The 16,177-nt window shown below is 50.2% G+C and carries 15 protein-coding genes; 9 read left to right on the top strand and 6 right to left on the bottom strand.

All coding sequences use genetic code 11. From position 1 onward, the window contains the following. Positions 1-147: 147 nt before the first annotated feature. Positions 148-1,752, bottom strand: coding sequence for an ATP-binding protein (locus MHH28_RS30565; RefSeq protein WP_405109043.1), 1,605 nt, complete (start codon positions 1,750-1,752; stop codon positions 148-150). Positions 1,753-1,999: 247 nt separating this feature from the next. Then, positions 2,000-3,430 (bottom strand): transcriptional regulator, encoded by a 1,431-nt coding sequence (locus MHH28_RS30560; RefSeq protein WP_405109040.1) that lies wholly within the window; start codon positions 3,428-3,430, stop codon positions 2,000-2,002. 278 nt (positions 3,431-3,708) lie between these two features. On the opposite strand from MHH28_RS30560, the gene MHH28_RS30555 reads away from it, so the two are divergent. The 9 genes from MHH28_RS30555 to MHH28_RS30515 all read left to right on the top strand — a co-directional run bounded on the left by MHH28_RS30555 (position 3,709) and on the right by MHH28_RS30515 (position 13,275). Continuing rightward, complete coding sequence (locus MHH28_RS30555) at positions 3,709-4,236, top strand: hypothetical protein (protein ID WP_405109037.1); 528 nt, start codon at positions 3,709-3,711, stop codon at positions 4,234-4,236. Positions 4,237-4,469: 233 nt separating this feature from the next. Continuing rightward, entirely contained in the window at positions 4,470-7,067 is a 2,598-nt protein-coding gene (locus MHH28_RS30550; RefSeq protein WP_405109034.1) for a beta-L-arabinofuranosidase domain-containing protein, read from the top strand. Positions 7,068-7,147: 80 nt separating this feature from the next. Beyond that, entirely contained in the window at positions 7,148-7,420 is a 273-nt protein-coding gene (locus MHH28_RS30545) for a hypothetical protein (protein ID WP_405109031.1), read from the top strand. Between the two features lie 56 nt (positions 7,421-7,476). Continuing rightward, entirely contained in the window at positions 7,477-8,049 is a 573-nt protein-coding gene (locus MHH28_RS30540; protein ID WP_405109027.1) for a hypothetical protein, read from the top strand. 193 nt (positions 8,050-8,242) lie between these two features. Further along, positions 8,243-10,324 (top strand): serine hydrolase domain-containing protein, encoded by a 2,082-nt coding sequence (locus tag MHH28_RS30535; RefSeq protein WP_405109024.1) that lies wholly within the window; start codon positions 8,243-8,245, stop codon positions 10,322-10,324. Between the two features lie 85 nt (positions 10,325-10,409). Beyond that, positions 10,410-10,739: an AraC family ligand binding domain-containing protein gene (locus MHH28_RS30530; protein ID WP_405109021.1), complete on the top strand. Its 330-nt coding sequence runs from the start codon at positions 10,410-10,412 to the stop codon at positions 10,737-10,739. Beyond that, on the top strand, positions 10,658-11,266 hold the full coding sequence (locus tag MHH28_RS30525; RefSeq protein WP_405109019.1) for a helix-turn-helix domain-containing protein: 609 nt from the start codon (positions 10,658-10,660) through the stop codon (positions 11,264-11,266). The genes MHH28_RS30530 and MHH28_RS30525 overlap by 82 nt, the downstream gene beginning before the upstream one ends. Positions 11,267-11,432: 166 nt before the next feature. Then, positions 11,433-12,029, top strand: a complete 597-nt coding sequence (locus MHH28_RS30520; protein ID WP_405109016.1) for a sigma-70 family RNA polymerase sigma factor — start codon at positions 11,433-11,435, stop codon at positions 12,027-12,029. After that, positions 11,968-13,275 carry a DUF4179 domain-containing protein gene (locus MHH28_RS30515; RefSeq protein ID WP_405109013.1) on the top strand — a complete coding sequence of 436 codons (1,308 nt, stop codon included), beginning with the start codon at positions 11,968-11,970 and terminating at the stop codon, positions 13,273-13,275. The genes MHH28_RS30520 and MHH28_RS30515 overlap by 62 nt, the downstream gene beginning before the upstream one ends. Positions 13,276-13,374: 99 nt before the next feature. On the opposite strand, the gene MHH28_RS30510 is transcribed toward MHH28_RS30515, so the two are convergent. From MHH28_RS30510 to MHH28_RS30495, 4 genes are all read right to left on the bottom strand, one after another. Further along, positions 13,375-14,142, bottom strand: coding sequence for an IS3 family transposase (locus MHH28_RS30510; RefSeq protein WP_405117334.1), 768 nt, complete (start codon positions 14,140-14,142; stop codon positions 13,375-13,377). Then, positions 14,064-14,366 (bottom strand): transposase, encoded by a 303-nt coding sequence (locus MHH28_RS30505; protein ID WP_405109010.1) that lies wholly within the window; start codon positions 14,364-14,366, stop codon positions 14,064-14,066. The genes MHH28_RS30510 and MHH28_RS30505 overlap by 79 nt, the downstream gene beginning before the upstream one ends. A 142-nt stretch (positions 14,367-14,508) precedes the next feature. Then, complete coding sequence (locus tag MHH28_RS30500) at positions 14,509-15,438, bottom strand: hypothetical protein (RefSeq protein ID WP_405109008.1); 930 nt, start codon at positions 15,436-15,438, stop codon at positions 14,509-14,511. Further along, on the bottom strand, positions 15,395-15,988 hold the full coding sequence (locus MHH28_RS30495) for an RNA polymerase sigma factor (RefSeq protein ID WP_036725686.1): 594 nt from the start codon (positions 15,986-15,988) through the stop codon (positions 15,395-15,397). Before MHH28_RS30495 ends, MHH28_RS30500 begins: the two co-directional genes overlap by 44 nt. Positions 15,989-16,177 lie beyond the last annotated feature (189 nt).

Genomic DNA, 16,177 nt, shown 5'->3' with positions numbered 1-16,177 from the left:
GTATGTACAGGGCAACCCTCCGTCTCCCTCTCCACCTGCACCAAATAGCCTGTTTGAATTCCGGCAGGCACCGGCTTCAAACAGGCTATATTAAGTATGGCTATGGATATCTCACTGGTTGCAGAACACCAGGAGGAGTATGCGCTATCAGGACTCCGGCTTACTATGCTTCAGCAAAGCCAAGATGTTATTAAGCAGATGCACCTTGCGGATGGGCTTGATAATGATGGAGGCAAACTGCGCTTTGGTCTCCTCGTCCAGATTCGTTCCCAGGGGGGCAAGCAGAATGACGGGCAGCTTCCTGCCCGGAGCAAGCTGGCGCATGTGCTTGGCAAGCTCTGTGGCTTCTGTCCCTGAGATATCCTTGTCCATAAGGATTAGATCATAATCGTTATTTGCTGCCAGAATCTCCAGGGCTTCCCCGGCAGTCTGGGCTGAAGACACTGCCACACTCCAGTCCTCAAGTACTGAAGAGATGACATGCAGACTGGTCTGATTATCATCCACAACCAGAATCTTAATTGCGGCAAGCACATCCTTCTCGAAGGGAATCGAGGGCAGGCTTGTATATTTCTCAAGATACAGCGTGACTTCCAGCTTCGTCCCTGTCCCTTCCTGGCTTTCCGCAGAGATCTCTCCCCCCATCAGCTCCACCAGCTGTTTACAGATGGCCAGCCCCAGTCCGGTACCTCCGTAATGATGCAGCTCGCTGCTCTGGTGAACCTGGGTATATTTGTTGAACAGCAGCTTCAGCTTATCCTGCGCTATACCTATACCAGAATCCGTAACCGTGATCCTAATCCCTATTTCTTCACGGTGAACAGGCAAGGATTTCAGCTCAATCAAAATCTCCCCGGCGTGGGTGAACTTCAGGGCGTTGCTTACGATATTCATGATGATCTGGCGTATCTTGGGGGCATCCCCCAGAACATACAAGGGAATCTCTGAATCCACATTCAGAATAACCTCCAGGTTTTTCTCAAAAGCCTTGGTGGAGAACAGATAGACGCTCTCTTCCAATGCGGTGATAATATCGAACGGTTCCTTTTCAATGAACAGCTTGCCTGCTTCCATCTTGCTGAAATCCAGAACATCGTTCAGGAATTGCAGCAGCTTGGCATTACTCGATTCAATGATCTCCATGTAATACTGCTGCTCCTCGTTCATTTCAGTCGTCATCATCAGATCCGTCATGCCGATAATACCGTTCATCGGGGTGCGGATTTCATGGCTGAGCATGGCGAACAGATCCATTTTCGATTGACTCCGCTGTTCCAAATCTTCAAGCTTCCGTTCCAAGTTCATAATATAGGTGAAAAAATAAGCCATAGCGCCTAAGAGGTCCAGGTCTTCCTTCGTATGCCGCCCGGCAGCGTCCAGCAGGCAGATCGTTCCCAGAGATTCGCCATCCTCAGTGAGCAGAGGAACGCCAATGAACGAATGTACTCCCTGTGTGTGAATGAAGTCAAGTGCAGGGGACGCGGGCTGTTTATGCGTATCAGAGACCAGTAACGGCCGATTGTCATTCAGAAGGATCAGACTGCCAATAGAATCAAACAACACAGATCCATCTGTATCCAGCCCCAACAGCTCTTCCTGGTTGAACATCCGCAACAGGGGATTTGAGCTTACACCACGCACCGAAATCAGAATCGTGTTTGACTTGAAAAGTTGGCTTAACAGCTCTATCATCCGGTCTGCGGCATCCTCTATATTGCGAATCGCCGAACTGCCGGTATCGTTCATCTCCATCGTCGTTCCAGAACCCCATTTCCAAAACCTAAATATGTTACCATAAACTTGACTGGTCCTTATCATAACAGAAAAAACACAGCAAAAACCTGCAAAATTCACAAAAATAGGCTGAGGAAGGAATTGGGATGGGATGAAAAAGATAAACCCGGGCAATCCCGGCCTTAAAGTCAGTGAAATTGGCCTTGGGAGCCGGGTTTACTTATGTCTGTGAGGAGCTTTATTATATATTCTGTAAACAGCTTCGTTACTCCCGCAGGGATTCTATGGTCCGCTTCGCTCCGGTGTGGGCCAGCTGGACTTTGTTGATCAGACGCTTATACCGGTCCCGGTCCTCCGCTGAAGCATGCGGCCGGAATTGCTCGAATAATCTTACACAGCGGATCACGCAGGCTGTGCTGCCCAGGGCAGCCGAAGCCTCCAGGCTGCCGAACAGATAGTGCAGCCCCTGCTCGAGTCTCTGCTCTGCCTGCCCCGCCTTCTCTGCCTTGAATGAGTACACCGCCAGCTCATAGAACAGTACCGGATATAGATCGGGCGTCTCCTTCTCCCGGCCGGAAGTCCCTTCCTCTTGCCCGAAGGCCGCGCTCTCCGGCGCAAGCAGCGGCTGGAAGCGGCTGATCAGCCCATCCACCTCCCAGCCATACCGGTTCGCTGCCTGCACTGCCTTAAGCAGCCCGTCCAGCATTCCCAGCTCGGGGGTGCCGATATATTCCACAACCTCGGGAAGAAGCTCAAGCTCACCGCACATCAGCCGGTATAGAGACGCATAGACTAGACCAAGCCTGCTGAACTGCTCCCGGATCTGCTGAACCTCTTCCGATTTCTCCACAATCCAGTTCATTTCAGAGTACAAGCTTACATATTCCAGCGCCCGCTCATATTCGCCCGATTCCTCGCATACCTTTGACTGCAGCCAGTAAGCATACAGTATATAGAAGCAAAGCGGTCGGGACGCCTGCCTCAGCTCCTTCTTCTTTCTGGTTTTGTAATATCTGATTTCATACTGGATAGATGTCTTGTGATGCAGCCCCTCCGCCAGCAGTCTGGCCTTCTCCCAGTGCTGCAATCGAATATAGATATCCGCCAGTTGCCTGAGTGCCTCTAACTGGTCTATTTCCTCCAGACGGTCTACGAAATACTCGAACCGGGTCGCCGCGCGGAAATCCGCCTCCGGGCTCTGGCCGGTCCGGATCGTGAACAGCCGGTACTGGCACATGGCCAGCCGCTCCGAATGCTGATATTTCTCACTGTCGGCTACCCCTTCATACAGCAGCGCCGCTGCCTGAAGCTTGCCTTTACCATAGAATTCCTCCGCCGTATCATACAGCAGCGGAGCGTATGTAATATTGTCCATAATAATTTGAACCACCTGCCGGATACACTCCAGCTTGTCCAGCTCCGCACAGCGGTGCAGGAAGGGACCCAGCCGCCGCCAGTCGGGCGCGGAATGAACGACACATTCATCTATATATAGCTCATAAAATGCTCCTTCAGGAAGCCCCATCCCGGCGGTAATCCGGTCAAGCTGCTGCATGGCAATAGGACGGTTGCCATTAATAATGCTGCTGAGCGTTCCCGAATTGACACCGGATATTCCTGCGAACTGATTGATGGTCTGGCCTCCTTTTCTAAGAAAAGCAGCCAGTTCTGCTTGAATTGTAGTGTGTTGTTGCAAACCAATACCGCCCCTCAAGAACCAGATATTCTAGTAAAAACCCAGATATTCCTATATCATAAATCCCTTAATTAGGCAGGTCAATCCAGTTTGAACGGTTCAAAAGTGGTTGACAAAGCCGGAATAAATGTTATATATCCCCAATTGAAAAATGTTTTGCAACATTTCTGAAGAATCAACGTTTATTAGGGTATAAACAAGTTTGAGATTGTGCCGGCAGGGTATATAGGTGGTGTAGACTCATGCCGTGTCATCTTACATTAAGGGGGAAATTCATAATGTTAAAAAACAAAAACGTCTACCTGCTTCCTCTACTGGTCCTGTTGTTCCTTTCCCTCGTAACTACGGCAAGCACGACTATAAAAACAGCAGATGCAAAGAGTGAGAGTTCTACTCAGCATCTGACCGTGTATATACATTCCATAGAGACCCGGGACGGTCAGACGACCCTCACCGGGGATGAGATCGAATGGTATGAAGGCGCCGCAGCCGATGCCGTCTTCGCTCAGCGGGAGCCGGAATCCGCAGCCGAAATCGGCGGTGCCCCGGACGGCTACTATATCGTGAATGACAGCGACTCGCTGAATACCTACACAGTAGCCCCGGATGCCAAGGTCGCCATGCAGATCTATGACCACACCGGCAACCTTGAAGAGCTGGATATCAACTGGAACGAGCCGCTCACCCTGAAGCAGTTCATTCATGAATTTGCCAAGACCGATATATTCGATTTAAGCGGCTCGCCTTATCACCTCACGATCAAGAATGGACAGATTGTATCGATCGTGCAGCAGTACACTCCATAAGAATTCTATTTCACTCTATAACTCTCAAGCCACACTGTTGCTTCCAGCAGCAGATGTGGCTTTTTTAGTTGAATCCCACGCTGGCCCGCAGAACGGAATGCAATCATATCTAACCTTTTCACACATATTCAATCGTATCACTATTTACCCCCAAGCCCTTTATCTATAAGCTTAAACATAGGATATTTACGCAACATCAACCCTACACCATCCATAGGAATGAGGATACAAAAATGACAATTACACCCCCGCAGCCCCCTGCGGCCCCGATTCAGGGCAAGCTGTTGTACCAGGAGTACTGCATGGACCAAGTCCGTGTGTCCGATCCGTATATCGCAAACGCTTCGGCCAAGGAGATCGATTATCTGACCAGCTATGATCCGGACCGCCTGCTGGCGGGCTTCCGCGAGAACCGGGGACTGCCGGAGCGTGCCGTGAAATACCCCGGCTGGGAGAGTACGGAGATCCGCGGGCATACGCTCGGCCACTATCTGTCAGCGCTGTCCCAGGCCTATGCCTGTACCCGGGATGACGGACTGGCGCTCAGGCTGAACTACCTTCTGGAAGAGCTGGCCTTGTGCCAGCATGAGAACGGTTACCTCTCCGCGTTCGGTGAGCAGCTGTTTGATAATGTGGAGAATAAACAGCCGGCCTGGGTACCCTGGTATACCATGCACAAGATTATCGCCGGACTTACTGCCGCTTACTCTGCCACGGGCAGCAGGACTGCTTACGAAGTTGCAGATAAGCTGGGAGACTGGGTATACCGCCGCACAGCCTCCTGGTCTGAAGAGATTCATCAGCGTGTATTATCGGTGGAATACGGCGGGATGAATGACTGCCTGTACGACCTGTACAGAATTACCGGAAAAGCAGGCCATTTAAGCGCCGCGCATAGCTTCGACGAGCTGACGTTGTTCACTCCAGTCCATGAAGGCAAAGATATTCTGAAGGGCAAGCATGCCAACACCACGATTCCGAAGTTCCTCGGTGCGCTGAACCGTTACCGGACGCTCGGGGAGAGCGAGGTCTTTTATCTGGAGGCGGCGGTGCAGTTCTGGGAGATGGTGGTCCAACATCACAGCTACATCACCGGCGGGAACAGCGAATGGGAGCATTTCGGCGATCCGGATATGCTGGACCGGGAACGCTCCAACTTCACAGCGGAGACCTGCAACACCTACAACATGCTCAAGCTGACCCGCGAGCTGTTCAAAATCACGGGGGACATCCGTTACGCCAACTTCTACGAGAACACCTACCTGAATGCCATCGTCTCTTCACAGCACCCGCATACCGGGATGACGATGTATTTCCAGCCTATGGCGACCGGGTATTTCAAGGTGTACAGCTCCCCGTTCGAGCATTTCTGGTGCTGTACGGGAACAGGCATGGAGAGCTTCACCAAGCTGAATGACAGCCTGTACTTCCATGATGCGTCCAGCATTGTAGTCAACCAGTATTTCAGCTCTACTCTGAATGCTGCTGAGCATGGCCTGAAGCTGTCACAATCAGCAGATTTACCTTATAGTGATAGTGTACAGTTCACTGTATCCGTGCTGCAGCCTCAGGTTCATTCCCTGGCGCTGAAGCTTCGGCTGCCGGACTGGCTGGCCGGTGAGCCGGAGCTTCTCTTGAACGGACAGCCTGTGAACTCAGAGGTTAGCGAAGGTTACATGGTGATCGGCAGAGTATGGCAAGACGGCGACACGCTACAGCTCCGGCTTCCGATGAAGCTGACGTCCTTCAATTTGCCGGATGCCCGCCAGGTGGTTGCCTTCAAATACGGACCGGTGGTGCTGAGCGCCGCTCTGGGCCAGAGCGACCTGTCTGTATCCGCCACAGGGGTTGCTGTCAGTGTGCCGACCCGCAACATGCTGGTGAAGGACTTCATCACTACAGTGAACGAGAGCCCGCAGGAGTGGCTGGATCAGCTTGCGGACCGCGTCATGCGGCTGGAGCAGGATGAACTGGCTTTTGCGCTGCGGGGAACCGATGAGGATGAACGGCTGGTCTTCACCCCGCATTATAAGCAGCATAGTGAGCGTTACGGCATCTACTGGAGTCTGGTGGAGGCCGATTCGGCTGAGCTGCAGAAGCATATTTTAGAGGGCAAAATCCGGCAGCGTGTGCAGGACGCAACACTGGACAGCCTGCCTGTCGGCAACGACCAGTATGAGCTGGAGCACGGCATTGAGGGAGAGAACACCTCTGTAGCTACATGGGATGGGTATAACATCCGCAAAGCGGAGAACGGCGGCTGGTTCAGCTACCGGATGAAGGTCGCTCCGCGTACAGACAACTATCTCTCGGTCACTTATTTCTCAGGAAATAATGGTAAGAAAATAGCGATTTATGTAGACGGGGAGCTGATTGCGAGCGAGGTGCTGCATACGGATGAAGCCCGCAGCTTCTATGAGCAGAGTTATCTGATTCCTGCCGGGGCGATTGGCGGCAAGAGCGAGGTGGAAGTCAAATTTGTGGTTCCGGAGAAGGAAAATGGCATCTTCGATCTGCTGCGCATGATGACCGGTTATGACCACAATGCCGGACTGCGTCAGCTTGCCTTCAGTGAAGGAACACTGTCTACCTCCTTCAGCAGCGGAAGTACCACATATAGCCTGAGCGTTCCGCAAGCTGCGGACCGTGTACAACTGAACGTTACACCACACCATCACAATGCCCTAGTCTATGCAGACGGGATTCTGATCGAGGATTCACTCCCGCGCGAGATCAAGCTGCCGCACCGCCGTACTGAGGTGAAGCTCACGGTTAAGGCGGAGGATCATGTGACGGTGCAGGAATATAAGGTCACTATAATCAAGGAATAATCAAAAGTCACCACAGTGAATAACGGCCCTCCCGCCGCTGCCTGCGGCGGGAAGGCCGGATTACTGAGGGGGAAGGCCGAGTGACTGCTGGCAGAGAGGAGTCCCCTTATGAACCAATGGGCCGCAAGGCTATGACTGCTGGCAATGAGTTCATCGTATTGTTTGTTGAGCTTATTCTGGGGTTTCAGATCATGTATTATTTCAACTCGGTGTTAGGCAGATCGGCCCGCAGGCGCAAGAAGTGGATCTATTTTGCCGTTTACGGAGTCCTTGGTTACCTTTATTTATCCCTTCCGGATTCTTTTGTGGTCTCTTCGCTTCTGGTGTTATCCGCCTCTTCAGTTTGTCTTTAGTCTTCAATGCCGAACTCAAAACAAAGATTATATTTACTGTGCTCTATGCGGTATTAATGTCTATTGTGAATATGATTTCGGCCTATTGCTTCTATATGCTGGACTTGGTTGACACAGCCAGTCTTACTGTAACAGACGAAGAGCATACGTTCCTGTTATTTCAGGCCAATCTGCTTAGCTTCATGATCATGTTAGCGGTTATCCAAGTGATCCGGCTGATCACCCGGCGCAGGAACTTCTCCTTGCCTTACCGTTACAACATCCTATTAATACTTATTCCTCTCATCAGCATCTACCAGCTTAACGTCCTAACCTTATACACGGAGATGAACATCCACTACTTTATTTCCGCAATCGGATTTCTTGTGATCAATGTGATGATCATCTACATAATGGACACGATGATTGATAAGCTTCAATTCAAGCTTGAGAATGCCCGTCTGGAGCAGCAAATGAACGAGCAGGAAGCCAGTTACGCCCAAATGGTGCACAGCTTCCAATCGGTCAAACGAATCATACACGATACCAACCAGCACTACCTCTATATCGAAGAGTGCATCAGGCAAGATGATCCGGCGGCTGCGCTGGAGCATATCCGGACGACGCTGCATAAAGTTGAAGATGTATAAATCGTTATGACTTATATATGCCTCACCCGGCAAGCTGCCGGATGAGGCGATACGGGCAATCCCTTAGACGAACTGTTGTTTAGGGATTGCTTTTGACGTTTCAGGGTATCGTTGTATTTCTCCCGCCTCCTGCCTGGTATGCTGAACTATAGCCCAGATAAGTCCGCTAAAGGGTGCCGAGGAGGAAGTTAGAGTGAAGAGAATAAGTGCAGCCGTGATGAGTGTCATGCTTATAACCACCTTTCTACCCGTGAACCAAGCTTCAGCACAGCCCCACAAGGATACTGCATCGGAGCAAGCCCGCAAGCTGGCATCGACGATTGTATCCGACTATGGAGTAACCGGCTTACAATATGCCATTATCGACAACGGAAGCATTGTCTTATCCGGCAACGCAGGTGTCCGTGATCAAGCCAGCCACGCTCCAATTACGAAGGATACCATGTTCGGCATCGGCTCGGTCAGCAAAATGTACGTAACGGCCGCAGTGATGATGCTGGCGGATGCGGGCAAAGTGGATATAGATCAGCCGCTTGTCACTTATATCAAGAATTTCAGCATGACAGATGAGAGGTATAAGGATATTACGCCGCGCATGCTGATGAATCACTCCTCAGGTCTTTACGGCAGTCATTATGCCAATAGCATCTTGTTCGATGACAATGACCCCGGCAATCGGGATGAATTATTAATGAGGCTGCAATCGGAGCGCCTGAAGTCGAAACCGGGTGAATATTCCGTGTATTGCAACGATGGATTCCAGCTGCTGGAGATCCTGGTGGAACGGGTAAGCGGCTTAAGCTATACCGGATTTCTGAATCAGAAGATCAACCAGCCGCTGAAATTCACCTCCACCCAAACGCCGCTTAGCACCTTTGACAGAGCACGACTAGCCAAAGCCTATTACCCTGGAATACAGCAGGCTTTGCCCGTTGAGACTACCAACGTAATTGGCGCGGGCGGACTATACTCCACGGCTGAAGAGCTGGCTGCTTTCGGGGAGGTGTTGACCGGGAAGCGGCCCGATGTGTTATCCGGGCAATCGGCTGCCGCCATGCAAAGTCCGGAATATAGAAAAGGTATTTGGGTGCCAGAGGAATCCAACAGCGTGAGCTTTGGACTCGGCTGGGATGCCGTCCGCCTGGCCCCGTTTGATCAATATGGCATCCCGGCTTTGTCCAAAGGCGGGGATACTGTCTTGTATCATGCTGCTCTGACTACACTGCCTGAACAGCATATTTCGATTGCTGTCCTGTCCTCGAATGGAAATTCGCTGTATAACAGTATTTTTGCCACCAACGTTCTACTGGCCTATCTGCAGGACATCGGCAAGATCGGCAAGCGGATACCAGGCCCTGTCTTTGAACCTTCTGTCAAGGTCAACATGCCGGCAGATCAGCTTGTGTATGCCGGATTATACGGCACAGTGGGCACTACGTTGAAGGTGGAGATTAAGAATGGGGAAATCTCGCTCCCCGCCCTCGAAGGAGGAGTTATCCCTCCACAAGCTTATGTGTATACAGGTGCAGGACAATTCACCAGCAAGGATGGCACCACAGCGATAAGCTTTGAGAAACAGTCAAACGGACTAACTTATTTTAAGCTGAAAGCCTATGTAGAATTACCCGGCATCGGGCACACATCGATGGTCGCCTATGAATACCAGAAGCTGGATGCCAATCCTCTGCCTTCTGCCACCAGAGCTGCGTGGGAGGCAAGAAATCTTAAAACCTACATTGGATTGGATGAAAAGATCAACTCCCTCCTCTATCTCACCCCTAATGATCTAACCTATACTATTGCTGTAGACAGTGAGTATGGCTATGCATCCGGCACCCGAATTGTGGATGAACATACCGCTGTAAATGCCGCTGAAATTCCGGCTATGAGCGGAAGAGATGCCTTCGATTTGAGCTTCCATACCGAGAACAAGCAAGAGTATCTGATGATAGACGGGCAGTCCTACCTCAGTGAAGATGTTATCAACCCGATCTACGGCGGAAATGCCTCGATCTGTACGATTGCGAATAGCGGCCATGCCGTGTGGTTCAAGATTGATGCCAAATCGGCTGCTTCAACCATGAGCGTAGATACTCCGGCCAGTGGAGGGGTGATCGTATACGATGACCAAGGTTCGATGGTGTACTCCTCTATCGTGAATAAGGATACATCATCCGTCATCCTCCCGGAAGGCGGAAAGATTGTTTTCGGCGGCGAGGCAGGGGATCTGTTCAGGATTCATCTGAACCATAAAGGCTTGAAAGGCTTGAAATAACAGATATTGCAGCTCCTCCTTGATTCTGTGCAGGCGCTCCGTTACGATAAACAGGATGAATGCCAGAATAGAAGGAGACACATACATGACTGCGTTCAAGCTGCTTGTGGATAAGCCGGTACATCTGGAGATGACCGGCAAATTCGTGGCCCCCTCGGCGGAGTGGATTCACTTAAGCCGGATTTTGCAGGATTATGAGCTGATTGTCATGACCGAAGGCGTGCTCTACCTGGCGGGTGACAACCAGCAGTTCGTAGTCTCCAAAGGCGAATATCTGCTGCTGCCGCCGCTTACCAGACAATACGGGTACAAGTCCTCGGACTGTAGCTTCTATTGGCTGCATTTTCACGCTGCGAACGGCATTCAGACGACTACGGAGCACCCCCGCAGACCTCCGGGCTGGAAGAATATGTGATTCACCTGCCCCAATACGGAACCCTGCGGAATGTGGAGAAAATCATCGTGATGATGAAGCAGCTCCAGGATTCGGTGCGGAGCTACAATCAGACAATGCTGGGCAACTATATGTCAACCGTTATTCTGTGCGAGCTGTACAGCCAGACCCTTCCTACCGATGCCGATCCGTTCAAAAGAACGAAGCAGGAGCAGCTCTACCACGATATTGTGGACTACATTAAATGGAGCCGCAGCGAGCATATTAAGGTATCCCAGATCGCCGCCTATTTCGGCTATAACGAGAAGTATCTCTCCCATCTGTTCACCGTCATCTCCGGGATCTCCCTGAAGCAGTATATTCTGCAGCAGAAGATGGAGCTGGCGAAATTCCTGCTGACCGACACCAACCAGAATGTCAGTGAGGTCTCCTTGCAGCTAGGCTATAAGGATTGCCATAATTTCATGAAGTCGTTCAAAAAAATCGTCGGCCTCACCCCCACCGAGTTCCGCAACGCCTATGCCAAGCGCCTGCTGTTCTACGAGTGACGCGCTGTTCCATTCCCGGATGTGCAGGCATCCGTAAGCTACACCTGTCTTCTCCACAGCTTTCCTGGGGCCGTTTTTTCCCGGGAAGCGGCTGTGGAGATTTTTTTATGAGCATAATGAACTTTCCGGGCTGCTACGTACTCTTATCTGTGAAAGGGGTGAGCACATGAATATAAGCCGTCTTGTCAGAGCCGCACAACGAGGCAACAAAGAAGCATTATTAGAACTAATCCTAGCCGAACAGGACGCTTATTATCGTCTTGCCTATAGCTACATGAGGAATGAGCATGACGCGATGGATGTGATGGAGGACATGATCGTTACGCTCTATGAGAAGCTGGAGCAACTGAAGAAGCACGAAGCCTTCTACAGCTGGAGCAAAACCATTCTGGTCAACCGCTGCAAAACGGTCCTCCGCAACCAGAACCGGTTCCTTCCGCTGGAGGAGGACGAAGCGCCGGAGCCTGCTATGGAGGCATGGACTGCAGATAACCCCTACCGCGATACCGAGTCTGAAATGGATCTGTCTGTCCTGCTCGCACATCTGAATCCCAGGCAGCGGGAAGCAATTGAGCTGCGTTATGTCCACGATCTGCCGTATCAGACGATTGCCGATATCACCGAAGCGCCGGTGGGAACAATCAAGTCCAGAATCTCGCAGGGGATACAGAAACTAAAAGCCATGATTGGAGGTGACCGTTATGAGAACGATCGAGGAGAGATTACAGGAGCATCAGCAGACCATGACGCCATCAGAACTTGAGGGCAGACTGCGTAAGGCGCTGGAGCAGGCTCCGGTTAGACGGAAATCACGGGCTGGACGGGCACGGACCTGGGTTGCCACAACTGCCGCCGCCCTGCTGCTGACGGTAGGCGTCTATCAGTATCCGGTGTTGGCTTATTACGGCGGAAAGCTGTTCAGTCAAAGTGATCTGAGTACACTGAACTTTGCTGAAGCGGTTAAGCAGGGCTACGGACAAGCGGTCAACCAAAACACAACCCTTAAGGACGGGACCATCTTCACGATCAAAGATGTGATCGCAGACGACAATAATCTGCTGATGCATTACAGTATACAGTATCCGCCCGGCCAGGTGTTTAAGGAGACGGACTTCTCCAATTACTCCTTCAACAATATTAAAGGCTTGTTTACGGACTCTGCTCCTACCGGAGGCAGCGGAGATTTCAAGCCGGACATGAACGGGTTCGAAGGAGTATACAAATTTGAGCCGGTCAGCCCTTTTTCCAGGAATTTGACTGTGAATCTCAATGCAAAGCTGACCACCGGAGAAAGAATTCAATTTCCTGTCTCCTTCAAATATGACCCGAACCTTGCCATGAAAAGCCTGCTAGTCGCAGATATCTCTCAAAGCGTTCCGGTGGATCAGGGAGTTGTCTATTATGACTCCATTACAGCATCCCCCACCTCAACCATCGTGAAGGGACATTATAAGATGGACAATGGCGAAAATCCAAGATTCCAGGCTGTAACCAAGCTGTATGTGAATGGGACAGAAGTGGATTTGTTGTCGATGCGTTCGGGTCTGAATGAGAAAACGGGGGTAGCAGAGTTTCTGATTGAATATGATACGCTGCCAACAGACAAGCTGCAGAGTGTTGAACTTGTATTGGATAATTTCATCGGATACCAGAAGGCCGGACAGCCGATCCCGCTGGCCTCGCCTTCGGACCGGTCGGTTCTGGTCGGACAGGAGAAGCTCTGGATCCGCAGCGTCTCCCCGACTGCTGACGGCTATGATATTGTGATCGCCGGGAAAGAGTTCACTATGCTGGACAAGGACACTTTGGCTGTTCAAGCCGGAGGAGCTGCCGTTCCCGTCACTTCGATATCCGGCTCCCGCCCATGGGATCTCAAGAACGGCAATACCCTGTGGGAGCGTACGTATTCCTTCCAGACCACAGAGAAGCCTGAATTCCTGATGATGGACGGCTTCCACTATATTAAGTTCTATAGACACACTATTCCGGTTCCTCTAGGGGACAAATAAAACAGTTCGTGCAGGAACGTAGTTAGCCGATGATGGCAGCGGCTGATCAGAATCCAATAAAAACCTTTAGCCCCACGCTGCAAGTTGGTCATACCCCTGTCAAGTGCAGGTTGCTTTGCGAGAGTGGCTGCCCTTGACGCTGAATGCCTCTAATCGTGTGTTGTACGCCTGAGACGTGTACTGAAAGCCTTGGTCCGAATGGAGTACGGCCTCAGACACGTCTCTTTTTCGTGTCCACTGTTCAATGGTATCCAGGACGAGGTTTACGTCGTTACGCTCCGAGATCTGCCAAGCTACAATCTCATTGTTAAAGAGGTCCTGAATAGCGGACAGATAATAAAAGCGGGTGCCGTCTGAGATATACGTGATGTCCGTTATTAGCTTCTGCTGAGGTGCTGTCGCATGAAACTTACGCTTTAATCGGTTCGGATAGACCACGGAAGGAGCAGAGCCAGCACGACTCCTTTTCTTGCGAATGACGGACTGGATCGACAGCTCTTTCATGAGCCGCCATACCTTCTTGTGGTTGACGAGGTAGCCCGCCTCCCACAGGGCTGCCCGCATTCGGGGGTACCCGAAATAGGGATGAGCCAGGTGAATAGCCACCATATGCTCCTTAATGGCGTGCTCTTGCTCATGGGTATCCATTCGTCGAGCCTGTGTACCTCGCCACTTGTAGTAATTTGCCCGCGATACACCTGCAATGGTTAATAGTCGGGTGACGCCATGCTGGTCACGTAGTTCTTCGATGACGGCGTATTTGTCTTGTAGTCCAAGCTTTCCTCCATTTACAGATTTGGATACCGCTTTTTTAAGTAGTCCACCTGTGCCTTTAAGTAATCTCGTTCTTCTTCGATACTGGCAAATGTAGAACGTGGACGTCCTTTTAAAGGGCTTGTTGCCCCTTTTCGTGTATCGAATGGCTCTCCATTCCGATATTTCTTTACCCATACTTTAAGCTGAGTACAGTTCGCAATCCCCAACCTGTCGGAGACGACCTTGTAGCTCTCACCTCCTGTAAAATAGGCTTGAATAGCCTCTGTCTTGAATTCCTCTGTGTACGATTGATATACTTGTCCCTTTTTGGCCATACAAAAATCCCCTCCAAGTTCACTCATCTCCTCATGTTAACACATGAGGTTTTTTACGAGTGTCTACTTGAAGGGGATAATACCCAGTGGGGCTAAAGGCTTCAAGTTTTTATAGGCTTTATATCCGCTGATCAGATGATGATTACTGCAAATAAGCTTTGGCGATCTCAAGCAATTGCTCCTTGGTAACGCCCTTTGTAGCCTCAATATAATAAACGATGTGGAAATCGCTGTTAGGAATATTTTGAATGAAACGAATCCCTTGACTGCCGCTTGTATATAAAGAGTACAACATTTCAACACCATCGACTGTTATACTCTCTGCTGACGGCTCCTCAGAATGGTGTATCGTTAACTTCTCGTTCATTTTCATCGGCTGAACAAGAATCGTTTGTCCCTCCCCTTTATACGTAACGATCATACTCCAGCCCTCTTTAGACACATCAAGCATTCTCATAGCATATCCATCCTTGGAATCCCGTGCTTCTTGTGCTAATTGCTCTGTCAATTCAGCTTCTTTCTGGTCGGTGAGCGGATCAGGATTATAGGTCAGAGCACCTGTAACAAAATCATATTGATCTTGCAGCCTATCAAAAATAAGTGCGCCGGACTGCTTCAGCTCATCGCGAAGTGAAGCTGCATCCGAGAACCCGGATGCTGACCCTCTCCTGATGTATAGCTCTCCCTCAGCATTCTCTCCTGCCATATAGATTGCTGCTGCTTGGCCCGGCTGCAGCAAGTCTTGTCCTAGACCGTGTGCTTTTAAGCTGCGCCGCTGCTCTTCCTTCGTATAATCCGGAAAATTTGAATCCTCGAATTTCTTTTCCTCATAGATTACATCCCCTTTGTTGTTCGTGAGTGTAATCAGCTGTGTAGCCGCAAAGGCTGATGAAGCTAACAACAGTGATGCCAGTACGATAAGAGTACTCAGCTTATATTTAGAATAGAAGGTAACCCGTTTATTCATTTTCTCATCCTCCAATATATTCATCACAGCTTTCGTTACATCTGCCTCAGGAACTTTGACGTTATGAAATATGGTTCTGAGGTCTTGACTGCTGTCGTGATCCATCCGATATCCCTCCTGTAAGATGAGCATGATACTTTCTGAATTTAGCGGCCGTGCGTTCAAATTTCTTACGGAGACTGCTGCTGTTTTGCTGCATAATTTCTCCGATTTCCTTATAGCCCTTATCTTCCACACATCGCAGAATCAGCAGGCTTCGTTCCTCAGGTGTCAATTTGGACATTGCCCGCAGAACATGCTCATTGTAATAGTTATCCTCAATGGCTTGATCTACATGCTGATTCTGTTCATCGCTGCGATACAGAAATGGAAGATATTTACTTAACCTTCGCTTACGAATGGTGTCGATACAGCAGTTAGAGGCTATCGCATACAACCAGGCTTCAAAAGGCTTCTCCAGGTTGTATTGGCTTAACTTCCGGAATGTCTTAATAAATACCTCCTGCGTACAATCCTCCGCTTCTGTATAATGACCTAACATATGGTAACAATACGAAAAAATCCGTCTCTGATACCGGTGCATGATCTGTTCAAACTGAGCAGTATCCCCGTTGAGGATATCCGGGATGATCTGCTGCAGATCAGTTTCATCCATTTTCCCACCCCTTTCCTAAAGTCCCTGTGAACTCTTTATATTCTGTACTACGGATGAGCCCTGCCCTGATGTGACATCCCGGCTAATAAAGTTAAATCCGCGCAAGGTCAACTTCTCCAGGCTGAACCTATGTAAAAATAGAGGTAGCCAGAGACATCATCATAATGTCCTTGGCTACCTCTATTATAG

The organism is Paenibacillus sp. FSL K6-1217 (assembly GCF_045040735.1).
Taxonomy (GTDB): domain Bacteria; phylum Bacillota; class Bacilli; order Paenibacillales; family Paenibacillaceae; genus Paenibacillus_AQ.
This window is presented reverse-complemented; position numbering and strand designations above follow the sequence as displayed.

Bases quoted from the DNA above. Each gene is read 5' to 3' on its own strand.
- MHH28_RS30565 (WP_405109043.1), bottom strand. From the start codon at position 1,752: ATGGAGATGAACGATACCGGCAGTTCGGCGATTCGCAATATAGAGGAT.
- MHH28_RS30555 (WP_405109037.1), top strand. From the start codon at position 3,709: ATGTTAAAAAACAAAAACGTCTACCTGCTTCCTCTACTGGTCCTGTTG.
- MHH28_RS30550 (WP_405109034.1), top strand. From the start codon at position 4,470: ATGACAATTACACCCCCGCAGCCCCCTGCGGCCCCGATTCAGGGCAAG.
- MHH28_RS30540 (WP_405109027.1), top strand. From the start codon at position 7,477: ATGTCTATTGTGAATATGATTTCGGCCTATTGCTTCTATATGCTGGAC.
- MHH28_RS30530 (WP_405109021.1), top strand. From the start codon at position 10,410: ATGACTGCGTTCAAGCTGCTTGTGGATAAGCCGGTACATCTGGAGATG.
- MHH28_RS30520 (WP_405109016.1), top strand. From the start codon at position 11,433: ATGAATATAAGCCGTCTTGTCAGAGCCGCACAACGAGGCAACAAAGAA.
- MHH28_RS30515 (WP_405109013.1), top strand. From the start codon at position 11,968: ATGAGAACGATCGAGGAGAGATTACAGGAGCATCAGCAGACCATGACG.
- MHH28_RS30505 (WP_405109010.1), bottom strand. From the start codon at position 14,366: ATGGCCAAAAAGGGACAAGTATATCAATCGTACACAGAGGAATTCAAG.
- MHH28_RS30500 (WP_405109008.1), bottom strand. From the start codon at position 15,438: ATGGATCACGACAGCAGTCAAGACCTCAGAACCATATTTCATAACGTC.
- MHH28_RS30495 (WP_036725686.1), bottom strand. From the start codon at position 15,988: ATGGATGAAACTGATCTGCAGCAGATCATCCCGGATATCCTCAACGGG.